The following is a 13,617-nucleotide window of genomic DNA, read 5'->3' as shown; positions in this document are numbered from 1 at the left end:
ATGCCGCACGTATGGAGCGCCGTTCAGGTGCGGGATGCTGCTGAAGTCTGGGAGGGGCGGGCGAGGATGACGGCGGTGAGGTCGTCACAGCGGCCGTCGCGGTCGATGATGCGCGGGGCGAGCTCGCGCAGCGCCGCCGCGATCGAGACCAGGCCGGAGCGGGGCCCGAGGCCGGAGTCGGACGCGGGGTCGGAATCGGGCGTGGGGTCGGGGTCAGACGAGGAGTCGGGGCCGAGCAGCGCCCAGGCGTCAGCGGCGGTGGGGATGAGACGGCCGATCTCGTCAGCGACTCCATCGGTCATCAGCATCACCCGGTCCACCCCGGGCAGGTGCCGGGTGACGGCGCGGTGCGCGGCCGACGGCTCCCCGCCGGCGACCCAGAACCCGCCGTCGGCGTTGCGCGCAGCGTCGATCGTGGCGAAGCCGCCGAGGTCGCGGCGGAGGTTCGCGAGGCGGTCATCGCGCAGCAGCTCCTCCCCCACGAGCACGCCCGAGTCGCACAGCACGAGCACGTCCGCGCCATCGTCGGTGAGCCGAGCGATGGCGGCGGTGCCCGACGGGTGCGGGGCGTCGGGCGGGCCGGGTCGATCCGCGGCGGCGATGGCGCGTTCGAGGACGGTGGTGAGCGGGGCCGTCGGCGCACTGTCCAGTTCGCGGCGGATGCGGGTGCTGAGGTCGGCGACCCACGCGGCGACGGCGTCGTTGTCGGAGTCGGTGCGCCGGGTGGCGCCGTCGATCACCCAGGCGCAGTTCCCGGTGCTTCCCCACGTGTCCTGAAGGATGTGGTCGGTGCCGGCGATGCTGGCGCCATGAGCAGTGACAGGTGGCAACGGGCGTCCGATGGGTGAGAAACGAGTCATCTGCGTCACTCCTGAAATGAACGTTATATGAAGCCTGGTCAACGCCCGAGACAACCCCCGCGGGGACCTGAGCCGCTAGCGTTATATATGATGCCAGTCACCGCGAACCGGTGAATCCCATGCGACCGTGACCGCCCTACCCGGGCGGAGCGGGAGCCCCTTCCTCTTCGTCCCCGAGGTCCTCGACCATGTCAGTCTCCGATCAGGCCGCCCCGGCTTCTCCGCCCGCCGCGCGCGGGGCCGCTGAGGGCACCCCTGCCCGCCGCCGGCGCTTCTCCGCCCGGTCCCGCCGTGATTTCTGGGTGTTCCTCGCGTTCGCCGCGCCGAACCTCATCCTCATCGCACTGTTCACGTACCGGCCGCTGCTGACGAACCTGAACTATTCGCTGCTGGACTGGACGCTCGGCTCCACCACCGCGCAGTTCATCGGTCTGCAGAACTACATCGAGTTCTTCACCAGTGAGGGTGGTCGCCGCACCATGCTCATCACTCTGATCTTCACCGTCGCCACGGTGGGCGGGTCGATGGTGCTGGGTCTGCTGTTCGCCGTGGCGATGAACCGGAGGCTGCCGGGACGCACCGTAGCGCGCACCGCGATCTTCGCGCCGTATGTCCTCTCCGGTGTGGGAGTGGGCCTGGTGTGGCTGTTCATCTTCGACCCGAACTTCGGCGCCCTGGCCTGGGTTCTGCGCCAGGTGGCGCTGACGAGTCCGCAGTGGGTGAACGACCCGAACTGGGCGCTCGTGATGGTGATCATCGTGTACGTGTGGAAGAACCTCGGCTACTGCGCGATCGTGTACCTGGGCGGCCTGCAGTCCCTGCCCACGGAGGTGCTGCAGGCGGCGGAGCTGGACGGTGCGGGCCCGGTGCGGCGCTTCTGGTCGATCGCGCTTCCGCTGCTGTCCCCCACAACGTTCTTCCTGCTCATCACCACGATCCTGAACTCCCTGCAGGCGTTCGACATCATCCGCATCATGACCCCGGCGGGCCGCGGCACGAACGTGATGATCTTCGAGGTGTACCTGCAGGCGTTCGGCGGCTACTCCCGCGCCGGCTACTCCGCCGCCATCGCCGTGATCCTGTTCGTGTTCCTGCTGCTGATCACCGTGATCCAGATCCGCTACGTGGAGAAGAAGGTGCACTACGCATGAGCACAGCCACCGCATCCCACTCCCCCAGCAGCGCCGCGGGGAACCGTGCCCCGCAGGGCCCCGTCGGCGGGCGCTCCCCGCAGCGCTACCGGCACCGCAACACCGGGCCGTTCTCGAAGCAGAACCTCGTGGGCACCCTGGTGGGCGGCTACCTGCCCCTGATCATGGCGACCCTGGTGGTGGCGCTGCCGCTGCTGTGGATGGTGATCTCCTCGTTCAAGTCGCCGCATGAGCTGGTCACGCAGGACCTGGTGGTGTGGCCGGAGGATCCGTCGCTGGCGAACTACCGGACGGCGATGAACACGGTGCCGATCCCGCGGTTCTTCTTGAACTCCGTGATCGTGACGGTGATCGGGTCCGTCATCAAGATCGTGCTGGCGATCTTCACGGCGTACGCCCTGGTGTTCGTGCGCTTCCCGTTCAAGCGGGTGATCTTCGTGCTGATCCTGGTGGCGCTGATGGTGCCGCCGCAGGTGGCGATCCTGCCGAACTATGTGCTGATCGCGCAGCTGGGCGGGGTGAACACCTACTGGGGGATCATCGTGCCAGGCCTGGGCACGGCGTTCGGAACGTTCTTGCTGCGCCAGCAGTTCCTGTCGATCCCGCCGTCGATCCTGGAGGCCGCGACCCTGGACGGCGCAGGCCACTGGAAGTCCCTGTGGCGGGTGGTGGTGCCGATCTCGGTGCCCTCGATCGCGACGGTGGCGCTGGTGACGATCGTGACCGAATGGAACGACTACATCTGGCCGCTGATCATCGTCACGGATTCGCACATGATGACCCTGCCCGTCGGCCTGACTGCGCTGGCCAACTCCGAGGGCAACACCGGGTCCGGCTGGGGCATCCTCATGGCCGGCGCGGTGCTGATCATCATTCCGATCCTGGTGGTTTTCGCGATGCTGCAGCGCTACATCGTCTCCGGCCTCACCCAGGGCAGTGTCACCGGCTGACCTTCACTCTTCCTTCCATCCATCACTCACCCATCACCCTGAAACGAAAGAGATTGACGATGACCTCACCTCTGCGCACGGGCCTGTCCCGCCGCACCCTGCTGTCCCTGTCCGGCCTCGGCGCCGGCGCGTTCGCCCTGGCTGCCTGCGGCGGCCCCACCGTGGGCGGCGACTCCTCCAACGACAAGGCGAAGGAGGTGGACTTCGAGGGCGTGAAGCCGGCGAAGAAGATCGACTTCTGGTCCACCCACCCGGGCGGTGCGAAGGAGATCGAGACGAAGCTGATCAAGGACTTCACGGACAAGACCGGCATCGAGGTCAACCTGGTGACCGGCGGCCAGAACTATGAGGAGATCGCGCAGCGCTTCCAGACGGCGCAGGCGGCGAACTCGGGTCTGCCCGCCGTGGTGGTGCTCTCCGACGTGTGGTGGTTCCGCTACTTCATGAACGGCAACATCATCCCGCTGGACAACCTGCTCAAGCAGCTGGACTTCCAGCTGGATGACTACCGCGAGACCCTCGTGGAGGACTACCAGTACGACGGCAAGCAGTGGGCGATGCCGTACGGCCGCTCCACCCCGCTGTTCTACTACAACCGTGACCACTTCAAGGCCGCCGGCCTGGAGGACCGCGCCCCGAAGACGTGGGACGAGTTCGCTGAATGGTCGAAGAAGCTCACCGAGGCGGATACGCCGTTCATGTACCCGGACCTGGCAGGCTACGCGGGCTGGACTCTGCAGAACGTGCTGTGGGGCCGCGGCGCGGAGTACTCCCACGAGTGGGATCTGAAGCTGACGGAGCAGAAGTCGGTGGAGGCGTTCCAGTGGGTGCAGGATTCGGTGCACAAGGAGAAGTGGGGGCAGGTGGCGTCCTCGGATTCGGCGGATTCGTTCGCCGGTGGGGTGTGTTCGGCGACGATCGCCTCCACCGGGTCCCTGGTGGGCATCCTGGAGGCCGCGAAGTTCGATGTGGGCGTGGGCTTCCTGCCCGCGGGCCCGGTTGATGGCCCGGTGTGCCCGACGGGCGGCGCCGGCCTGGGCATTCCTGCGGCGATCAAGCCGGAGGAGCAGCTCGCTGCGGCGGAGTTCATCAAGTTCATGGGTGAGCCGGAGAACACGGCGCAGTTCTCGGCGGCGACCGGGTACATGCCGAACCGGAAGAGCTCGGACATGTCCGCGATCATCAAGGAGACCCCGCAGATCGAGACGGCGATCAAGCAGCTGGAGCACACCCGCAAGCAGGACTATGCGCGCGTGTACCTGCCGGGTGCGGATCAGGAGATCGCGAAGGCTGTGGCGTCGATCCTGAACGACAAGGCGGATGTGAAACAGTCGCTGGAGGGCCTGCAGAAGAACCTGCAGGGCATCTACGACAAGGATGTGAAGCCGAAGATCGAGAAGCAGAAGTGACCTCTCGGCTCTGAGGCTTGTTGGGGCGCCCGGTTCCCGCCGCGAGGTGGGGCCGGGCGCCCTGCTCTGTGCGGGCGGAGGTTGTGTCCGCGGGTGGGCGGCCGACGGGTGCCGCGCTACGCGTCGGTTCCGAGCCTGTGGTCATCGCGAGGCGAGGGCCGCCCGCTGGTCAGCGTGCGGCCCTCTTCGTGTCGTTGTGAACGGGTCAGGAGCTCGCCCACTCCTTGTTGGACAGCAGGCCCATGATGTCGAAGACAAGTGTGGCTGCAGCCAGAGACGTGACGTCCGCATGGTCGTAGGCCGGGGCGACTTCGACGATGTCCGCGCCGACGATGTTCAGGTCTCCGAGTCCGCGGAGCATCTGGAGCAGTTCGCGGGATGCGAGGCCGCCCATCTCGGGGGTGCCCGTTCCGGGGGCGAACGCCGGGTCGAGCACGTCGATGTCGATAGAGAGGTAGACCGGGGTATCGCCGATGCGGTCAAGGACGCGCTTGATAGCGCCGGTAGCTCCGATCTCATCGATGTCCGAACAGCGGATGATCTGGAACCCGAACTCGTGGTCGCGGATGAAGTCGTCCTGGTCGTAGACCGGACCGCGGATTCCAACGTGCATCGACTTGTTCTCGATCAGGAGGCCCTCTTCGAAGGCTCGGCGAAACATGGTGCCGTGAGTGACGGGCTCGTCGAAGTACGTGTCCCAGGTGTCGAGGTGTGCATCGAAGTGGAGCAGCGCAACGGGGCCATGGGCCTTGGCTGTGGCCCGCAGCATAGGCAGTGCAATCGTGTGATCACCGCCGATAGCGATGACGCGCTTGTCCTTGCCCACCAGCTTCTCGGCTTGGTCTTGGATTTGAGCAACCGCCTTCTGGTTGTCGTAGGGGGTGCACGCGATGTCCCCGGCATCCACGAGCTGGAGCTTGTCAACGGGGATTGTGTCGAGTTCGACGTGGTAGCCAGGACGCAGCAGGCGGGAGGCCTCGCGGATCTGCGACGGGCCGAATCGGGCCCCGGGACGGAAAGACGTGCCGCCGTCGAACGGGACTCCCACGACTGCGACGTCGTAGTCGTGAACATCGGTGATCTGAGGGAGACGGGCGAAGGTGCCGAGGCCTGCGTATCGCGGCACCTTGGTTGCTTCAACGGGGCCGACGGGCTTGTGGGACACCATGATGGTTCCTTTCGTTGGGGTGTGGTTGGACCGAGGGTGGATGGGTGACAGTTGAGGTGAGGGGAGCCGGCGCGCGTCGGGTCAACGGGTGACTCTAGTCTTGGCGCTGACGACAGGGACCTCACCGGTGGCGGTGTCCTTGAGCGAGCGCCCCATGGTCTCCTCACCGAGAAGGATGGTCACGAGCAAACCGGCGAGCGCGATGACCGCTCCTGCCATCAGTGACTTAGATGCACCGAAGTTCAGGATCATCAGCGGCATCAGGTAGGTGCTGACTGCACTGCCGATGCGGGAGAGGGCGGTGCCCACGCCGACAGCGGTGGCGCGCACCTCAGTCGGAAAGAGTTCGTTGGGGTAGACGATCTGGAGGAAGTTCGCTGCGCCCGACGAGATGGCAAAGATTGCGAGCGCCGTGAACAGGATCTCGGCGGGAACGTTGGGGATGAAGAACGGAATCGCAAGTGCAACGGCTCCGATCGCGAATGTCCCAGCAAGGAGTGACTTGCGGCCAATTTTCTCAACCAGCCAGAGCCCAGGGATGCCACCGACGACGAAAAGGCTGGAGATCAGCAACGAGCCGCCGTAGAGGTTGGCATCGCCGTGCATGCCGAAGGACTTCAGCAGGTCCGGTGCGAAGGTATAGACCGCGAACATCGGGATGACCTGGAGTGTCCAGAACAGGGCGACGAACAGCGTGCGCTTGAGGAACACGCCCTGGAAGATCGTCTTGAACGTGGCGCGCGGCGCGGCATCTGATTCGTCAACCTCGCCGAGGTTTTCCAAGTCGAAGTCTGGCCCCCAGACCTTCTTGATCACGGCGCGGCATTCCTCGAAGCGACCCTTAGAGTAGAGCCAACGCGGGGATTCGGGCGTTCCCAGACGGAACAGTAGCGTGATGATGGCGAACAAGGCGGGTGAGGCGAGGAGCCAGCGCCATGCATCGGGACCGATGTCCTTCAGCATGAATCCCACTGCGTAGGCGGCTGCTGCGCCCACCGCCCAGACGACAAATGAGGCACCGAGAAGCCGTCCGCGATACTTCCGCGGCAGGAATTCGGCGAGCAGCGAGGTGGCGATTGGGTAGTCCGCTCCGATGGCAACACCGAGTAGGAATCGTGCCGCGATGACGTGCCAGGTTTCGGTGGCGAGTCCTGAGGCGATGGAGAAGACGGCGAGGGCGATGAGATCGACGATGTACATCGTGTGCCGACCGACCTTGTCCGTGACCCAGCCGAAGACGCCGCCGCCGACAAAGATTCCGATCAGCGTGGATGCTCCGAGGAGACCGACCTCGGCTGCGCTCATGCCCAGGGCGGGCTGGAGCGTGAGCAGAGCGATGCCGAGGACGGACAGAGCGTAACCGTCGATGAAGGGTCCACCGGATGAGAATGCGGTGAGTTTGATGTGGAACCGGTTGAGGGGAACCTCGTCCACCATGGTGGCGGTGCGTGCCATGGTGACCTCCTTGTCTAGCTTGTGACATCCAGTGAACGCTTCGACGCACAGATGACACAGGTCACAGAGGTATACACTTATTTTTCCCAATAGACATTTGTATAGGGAGGATTGATGGCCATCACGGTGGGCGACCTGGTGGATGCCCCGCAACTTGGGCTCACGCTGCTTGCCGGCCGGGCGGGGCTCGGAGGGACTGCGAACTGGGCACACACATGCGACTTGCCCGACCCATGGAACTGGGTTGGTGACGGCCATGTACTGCTGACGAACGGCCCCTCAATCCCTGCTGATGCGGCGGGCCAGAAGGACCTACTGTCGAGGCTCCACCAGGCGGGCATCGCGGCTATCGGGGTAGGGGCCGATATGGGAGCCGCGGGGCTCGTTCCAGATGCGCTGCGGCTTGCTGATGAACTGGGCGTCCCGGTGTTCTCGGTCCCGTATCCCCTGCCGTTCATGGCCATCGCTCAGACAATCGCTGAAGCGGCTTCAGCTGCGCAGGCGCGTCGGATCCAGACAACCGTCAAGCTCTACAGCAGGCTCACGGACGCTTCGTTGAACAGCGTCGGCCTTCGCCCCTTCACCCAGGCGATCGGCCGTTTAATCGGATTCGAGTGCGTCGTCGTCGATTCGAACTGCCTGCACCCCTGGTCGCCGGCGATCGATCCCCCTTCCTGGTTGAAGGGGGCTTCACCACTCGCCCGCCGCGGCAGCGATGGGATCGCTTCGCTTTGGGAAAACGATGCCGGGGAGGTACTCCACTCGCTTCCGATCCAGACGGTCCCCAGTTGCATGGCGTTTTTTCGCCCCCGAGAGCGCATTGAACAAGACACCACGCAGCTGCTCCATGCTGCTTCCGTGCTGGGAGCCTTTCTAGGGCAGCAACATCATTCATCGGTGCAGCGCAATCGACGGGCTGTGGAATTTGTCGACCGGATCTTGAATGAGGGTGGCCGTACAGTCGGAGTCCCGGATGATTGGACTGCTGAGCTCGGTCTCGGTCGGACGGTCAGAGGAGCCGTTATCCAGGGCGGTTCGGCTGATGACCAGGATGGGCTCGTGCATCGATTGCAGCGGCACGGAGCCGGACTTGCTGCCACGATGCGGGACGGCCGGCTTCTCTGCATACTCCGGGCGGGCGCTGACGAGGATTCGTCGGATCACCTTGTGGAGAAGATTCGACATTGCATGGAAGGACCGATCCAGATCGGCCTGGGCAGTGAAGTTTCAAGCACTGCCATCCGCGAGTCTCTGATGGAGGGAGTCTGGGCCCTGGAGTTTGCGCAATGGCACGGCGGGGAGCACTGTTCGAGTGCTGATTTGCAGCAAACCGAGTCAGAGCGCAACTTGCACGTCTTCACTCCGCACAGAACCTGGATGGGGTTCGGCCGGCCGGAGCAGGGCCGCGCCTTCGTGCATGAAGTGTTCGGACCGTTGATTGCCAAGGATCCGGCTATCAGCGAGCTGCGCGCTACACTCGCCGCTTACCTAGAGAATGACCGGTCGCCGCAAAGGACCGCGACCGCCCTCCATCTTCACCGCCAGACCGTGAATCAGCGGTTGAAGAAGATCGAACACGCTCTTGGGCGCGAGCTGCGCTCGACGGAGACCGTCGCCCAGCTGTGGTTGGCACTCCGACTTTATCGTGCGTCCGGAGGGCATCTCTTCGACTGAGCCGAAGCGAGGCCCAGGGGCAGCGATTCATCGGTGCTGGTCAGCGCTGGATATGCTGAGCGTGTCCGTGTGTGCGTGAGGGAGTCCGTGTATGTCTGCACAGCAGCAGTCGTCGTTCGAAGATGTCTTCGCCCGGTTCCGGGCGGTCGGGCCGAACGCCGCCCGCGGCGAGAAGTTCGAAGAGCTGATGGTGCAGTACTTCCAGCAGGACCCGACCCTCGCCTCGAAGTACACGGACGTGTCCCGCTGGATCAACTGGCCCCACCGCGAAGGCACGGTAGATACAGGCATCGATCTGGTGGCCCGGAGCATCGATGACGGCTCCTGGACGGCGATCCAGTGCAAGTTCTTCGAGCCCAAGACCTACCTGCAGAAGGGCCAGATCGACTCGTTCTTCACCGCCTCCGGCAAGAGCTGGGACGGTGTCTCGTTCACCAACCGCATCATCATCTCGACCACGGACCGGTGGTCGTCCCACGCTGAAGCCGCGCTGGAGAACCAGATCATCCCGGTGCAGCGGATCGGATTGTCCGAGATCGCCGCTTCCCAAGTGGACTGGCTCCAAACCGGCGGTGATGGGCTCTCGTTCCGCATCACGGAGGCGGAGAAGTTCGAGCCGCGCCCGCACCAGTCCGAGGCGATCGAGAAGATCCTGCAGGGCTTTGAGAAGAACGACCGCGGCCAGTGGATCAGTGCTTGCGGCACCGGCAAGACGTTTACGAGCCTGAAGTTGGCGGAGCGCATCGCTGCCGAGCGCGGTTCAGACACGGACTTGCGGGTGCTGTTCCTCGCGCCATCAATCCAGCTCGTGTCGCAGACTCTGCGGGAGTGGACGGCACAGACACAGCTGCCGCTGCGCCCGAACGTGGTGTGCTCCGATACGAAGGCTTCCCGCGTTACGGAGGACCTGGCCTCTCACGACCTCGTACTGCCCGCAACTACGGACCCCTCGCTCCTGTTCGAACGTTTGAAGTCGGGCCGCCGTGCGTCCGGCCTGAATGTCGTCTTCTCCACCTATCAGTCGATCGACGTGGTCGCCGAAGCGCAGCACCTCGGCGCACCGGAGTTCGATCTGATCCTCTGCGATGAGGCGCACCGCACCACGGGTGTCACCCTTGCCGGCGAGGACGAATCGCACTTCGTTCGAGTGCACGACAACGACTTCATCCGCGGCGCCCGTCGCCTCTATATGACCGCGACCCCGCGCATGTTCGGTGACGCCGCGAAGGGCAAGGCGAAGGACCATTCCGCTGAGCTTGTGTCGATGGACGATGCCGCCAAGTTCGGTCCGGTGTTCCACCGGCTCGGGTTCGGTGAATCGGTAGAGCGGGGCCTGCTCACCGATTACAAGGTGATGGTGCTGATGGTCGATGAGGACCAGATGAGCGCACCGCTCCAGCAGATGATCGCAGGCTCCACGGATCCAGAGTCCCGCGAGATCAAACTCGATGACGCTGCAAAGATCATCGGCTGCTGGAATGGCTTGGCGAAGCGGACCCGTCTCACCAGCACCCGCATGGCGTTCCCACCGAATGCAGTGCCGATGAAGCGTGCGGTCGCCTTCCTCCCGGACATCAAGAGTTCGAAATCGGTGGCGTCGGCGTTCCCCGAACTCGTGTCAGCCGCGAATATCGAGGCCGATGAGACCCTGACGATCCAAGCGGAGCACGTAGATGGCTCCATGAACGCGCTGGAACGCGCCTCGAAGCTGAGCTGGTTGAAGGCCCCGGTGGAGGACGGCGACTGCCGCATCCTGACGAACGCGCGATGCTTGTCGGAAGGCGTGGACGTCCCGGCCTTGGACGCAGTGCTGTTCATGTCTCCGCGCAACTCGCAGGTGGACGTAATCCAGGCGGTGGGCCGCGTCATGCGCCGCTCCCCTGGTAAGGACTACGGCTACATCATTCTGCCGGTCGCGGTGCCGGCCGGCGTGGAGCCGGACGAAGCTCTGAACAGCAACAAGCGCTTCAAAGTCATCTGGGACATTTTGAACGCTCTTCGTGCCCACGATGACCGGTTCGACGCCATGATCAACTCGATCTCCCTCAACACCGCGGGTCCGGGCGAAGACGGCGCCGAGGGCGGGTCGGGCAGCGACCAGCTGCTGACCGGCACCGCGTCCGGGACGGGTGAGATCGGGGCCGACGGGGGCGACGGTGACACAAAGCCGAAATCGCAGCAACCTGCACTATTCAGTCTCCACCAGTGGCGCGACTCGATCTATGCGCGGATCGTCCGCAAGGTCGGCACCCGTGAATATTGGGATCAGTGGGCGAGCGACGTCGCGGAAATGTCTCATGCCCAGACCAAGCGCATCAACCAGCTGATCGACTCGGGCCGCGCGCACGAGGAGTTCGAGGTCTTCCTCGCCGGGTTGCGAGGGAACCTCAATGACTCGATCACTCGGGATGATGCTGTATCGATGCTGTCGCAGCACCTGATCACAGCACCTGTTTTTGATGCGCTGTTCGGCCAGTCGTCGTTCGCGCGGCAGAACCCGGTGTCGCAGTCAATGGAGCAGATGCTCCAGAAACTGGAGGGCCAGGGGCTCGAGGCGGAAACGGAGAACCTGGAACGCTTTTACGAGTCGGTGCGGGTGCGCGCGTCAGAGGTTTCGAGCGCGGCGGGCCGCCAGCAGGTTGTGCATGACCTGTATGAGAAGTTCTTCAAGAACGCGTTCCCCCGCCAAGCGTCGGCTTTCGGTGTCGTGTACACACCGGTGGAGATTGTCGACTTCATGCTCCGCGCCGCAGATGACGTGTGCCGCGCAGAGTTCGGCTATGGCCTGACCGATGAGGGCGTGCATGTGCTCGATCCGTTCACGGGGACGGGCACATTCATTGTGCGACTGCTGCAGTCGGGCATCATCAAGCCGCATGACTTGGCGCGAAAGTATGCGGGCGAGCTGTGGGCGAACGAAATCATGTTGCTGGCGTATTACATCGCGTGCGTAAACATCGAGTCGACGTTCCAAGCGGTGGTTCCGGACTCGACGGAGTACCTGCCGTTCCCGGGTGCATCGATGACCGACACCTTCCAGATCACGGAAGACGGTGACCGTGCCGATACGTCGCTGATCCCGCAGAACAACGAGCGAATCGAACAGCAGCTCTCCACGGACATCCGCGTGATCGTCGGCAACCCGCCGTACTCAGTGGGCCAGACCTCAGCGAATGACAACAACCAGAACCTGAAGTACCCAACTCTGGATCGCCGGATCGCCGAGACCTACGCGGGTCGCTCGACGGCAACGAACAAGAACTCGTTGTACGACTCGTACATCCGAGCCTACCGGTGGGCCACGGACCGACTGGGGGATGACGGCGTGGTGGCGTTCGTGTCGAACGGCGGCTGGCTGGATGGCAACACTGCCGACGGGCTCCGCCTGTCGATAGCCGATGAGTTTTCGAAGGTGTACGCCTTCAACATGCGCGGGAACGCCCGCACCTCGGGTGATCTCAGGCAGAAGGAGAAGGACAACGTCTTCGGCCAGGGCAGTCGCGCCACGGTGGTCGTGTTCATCGGCGTGAAGAAGAAGTCCCACGACGGGCCGTGCCAGATCTACTATCGCGACATCGGTGACTATCTGACTCGGGAGCAGAAGCTCTCCATCGTAAATACCGCCCAACTCACCGACGCCGACTGGGACCTGATCAAGCCGAACCAGTTCGGTGACTGGCTCAGCCAGCGCAGCGAAGCGTTCACTACGTTCCCCGCGATCGGCGAGTCCCGCGAGCCCGAGCCAATCACCTACTTCTCCAGCAACTCGCGTGGCGTGGAGACCACTCGGGATGCATGGGTCTACAACTTCTCCCGCGAGCGCGTGGCCGAGAACGTCACGCGCATGATCGACGAATATAATCGTCAAGTCGCGGCCCGGCCAGCCACCGCCGACGACCTTGAACGGGACCCTACTAAGATCAAGTGGAGCAGCAGCTTGATCCCCAACGCGCTGAAGCATAACCAGATTCAGGTCTTCAAGCGCTCCGTCACTTCGGCCACATATCGACCATTCTGCAGGAACAGCCTGCACTTTGACCCGATGGTTAACCATCGAACAGGGAAGATGGCACATTATTTCCCTACCTCATCGCACTCGAATCTCGGATTTTACGTCGTATCTCCTGAAGCCAAAAAGCCATTCTCGGCGTTAATGACGACATCGATCGTAGACCTAGCTCTGTACGGCTCCAACAGCGGTCAGTACTTCCCGCGCTTCACCTACCGCAAGGCGCCGACTCACGCGGCCCCCTCTGACCTGTTCGACGGCTTGAGCCAGGGCGAACCTGACGAGCACGGCTACATACGTGAAGACAACATCACCGACGGCATTCAAAAGGAGTTCGAGACAACTCTCGGCTCCTCCGTCACCAAAGATGACATCTTCTTCTACGTCTACGGACTCCTCCACTCCCCCGCCTACCGGGCCGAGTTTGAAGCCGACCTGAAGAAGATGCTGCCGCGCATCCCGGTTCCAGGTAATCTCGAACAGTTCCGCGCCTTCGCTGATGCCGGACGGCAACTCTCGGACCTTCATGTGGGATACGAAGAGGTCGAGCCGTATCCGCTGGAGGAGCACTGGAAAAGTAAGCCTCCGTCGGCCGACAACGAGCCCGAGAGGTTCCGGATCCAGAATATGAAGGTTCCACGAATCAACAAAGAGCCTGACCGCTCTCGCATCGTGGTGAACAGCCACCTCACGTTGGCAGGGATCCCCGAAGATGCCCACCGGTACATGCTCGGTTCCCGGTCCGCCCTCGAGTGGATCATCGACCGATACCAAGTGAAGACCGACAAGGCTTCTCAGATCGTCAACGACCCGAACGATTACTCCGACGAGATCGGCAACCCCCGCTACATCGTCGATCTCATCAAGCGGGTAACTACAGTTTCTATAGAGACGATGCGCATCGTTGACAGCCTGCCCACAATCAATTTCGCTCGATGAGC

At 63.5% G+C, this 13,617-nt stretch carries 8 protein-coding genes; 5 read left to right on the top strand and 3 right to left on the bottom strand.

The genetic code is table 11. The features are described from left to right. Positions 1–23: 23 nt before the first annotated feature. Positions 24–860, bottom strand: coding sequence for a protein phosphatase 2C domain-containing protein (locus tag FHX50_RS00690; RefSeq protein WP_183373563.1), 837 nt, complete (start codon positions 858–860; stop codon positions 24–26). 188 nt (positions 861–1,048) lie between these two features. Between FHX50_RS00690 and FHX50_RS00685 the strand changes: the two genes are divergently transcribed. From FHX50_RS00685 to FHX50_RS00675, 3 genes are read left to right on the top strand one after another with little or no spacing between them, the layout of a single operon-like run. Next, positions 1,049–2,011, top strand: a complete 963-nt coding sequence (locus FHX50_RS00685) for a carbohydrate ABC transporter permease (protein ID WP_183373562.1) — start codon at positions 1,049–1,051, stop codon at positions 2,009–2,011. Continuing rightward, a complete protein-coding gene (locus tag FHX50_RS00680; protein ID WP_183373561.1) occupies positions 2,008–2,961 on the top strand; it encodes a carbohydrate ABC transporter permease in 954 nt (317 codons plus the stop codon). Before FHX50_RS00685 ends, FHX50_RS00680 begins: the two co-directional genes overlap by 4 nt. A 59-nt stretch (positions 2,962–3,020) precedes the next feature. Beyond that, positions 3,021–4,370 carry an ABC transporter substrate-binding protein gene (locus FHX50_RS00675; RefSeq protein WP_415829939.1) on the top strand — a complete coding sequence of 450 codons (1,350 nt, stop codon included), beginning with the start codon at positions 3,021–3,023 and terminating at the stop codon, positions 4,368–4,370. A gap of 205 nt (positions 4,371–4,575) precedes the next feature. Here the strand turns inward: FHX50_RS00675 and speB are convergent, their stop codons facing one another. Both speB and FHX50_RS00665 read right to left on the bottom strand, forming a co-directional pair. Further along, a complete protein-coding gene (gene speB / locus FHX50_RS00670; RefSeq protein ID WP_183373560.1) occupies positions 4,576–5,538 on the bottom strand; it encodes an agmatinase in 963 nt (320 codons plus the stop codon). An 81-nt stretch (positions 5,539–5,619) separates the two neighbouring features. Continuing rightward, on the bottom strand, positions 5,620–6,993 hold the full coding sequence (locus FHX50_RS00665; RefSeq protein ID WP_183373559.1) for an MFS transporter: 1,374 nt from the start codon (positions 6,991–6,993) through the stop codon (positions 5,620–5,622). A 114-nt stretch (positions 6,994–7,107) separates the two neighbouring features. On the opposite strand from FHX50_RS00665, the gene FHX50_RS00660 reads away from it, so the two are divergent. Both FHX50_RS00660 and FHX50_RS00655 read left to right on the top strand, forming a co-directional pair. After that, entirely contained in the window at positions 7,108–8,667 is a 1,560-nt protein-coding gene (locus FHX50_RS00660; RefSeq protein ID WP_183373558.1) for a PucR family transcriptional regulator, read from the top strand. 91 nt (positions 8,668–8,758) lie between these two features. Further along, positions 8,759–13,615 carry a DEAD/DEAH box helicase gene (locus FHX50_RS00655; RefSeq protein WP_183373557.1) on the top strand — a complete coding sequence of 1,619 codons (4,857 nt, stop codon included), beginning with the start codon at positions 8,759–8,761 and terminating at the stop codon, positions 13,613–13,615. Positions 13,616–13,617 lie beyond the last annotated feature (2 nt).

This window comes from Helcobacillus massiliensis (genome assembly GCF_014191425.1).
Taxonomy (GTDB): Bacteria; Actinomycetota; Actinomycetes; order Actinomycetales; family Dermabacteraceae; genus Helcobacillus; species Helcobacillus massiliensis.
The sequence above is the reverse complement of the archived record's forward strand: the minus strand, read 5'-3'. Positions and strand labels throughout refer to the sequence as shown.

Bases quoted from the DNA above. Each gene is read 5' to 3' on its own strand.
- FHX50_RS00675 (WP_415829939.1), top strand. From the start codon at position 3,021: ATGACCTCACCTCTGCGCACGGGCCTGTCCCGCCGCACCCTGCTGTCC.
- FHX50_RS00690 (WP_183373563.1), bottom strand. From the start codon at position 860: ATGACTCGTTTCTCACCCATCGGACGCCCGTTGCCACCTGTCACTGCT.
- FHX50_RS00660 (WP_183373558.1), top strand. From the start codon at position 7,108: ATGGCCATCACGGTGGGCGACCTGGTGGATGCCCCGCAACTTGGGCTC.
- FHX50_RS00680 (WP_183373561.1), top strand. From the start codon at position 2,008: ATGAGCACAGCCACCGCATCCCACTCCCCCAGCAGCGCCGCGGGGAAC.
- FHX50_RS00665 (WP_183373559.1), bottom strand. From the start codon at position 6,993: ATGGCACGCACCGCCACCATGGTGGACGAGGTTCCCCTCAACCGGTTC.
- FHX50_RS00685 (WP_183373562.1), top strand. From the start codon at position 1,049: ATGTCAGTCTCCGATCAGGCCGCCCCGGCTTCTCCGCCCGCCGCGCGC.
- speB (WP_183373560.1), bottom strand. From the start codon at position 5,538: ATGGTGTCCCACAAGCCCGTCGGCCCCGTTGAAGCAACCAAGGTGCCG.
- FHX50_RS00655 (WP_183373557.1), top strand. From the start codon at position 8,759: ATGTCTGCACAGCAGCAGTCGTCGTTCGAAGATGTCTTCGCCCGGTTC.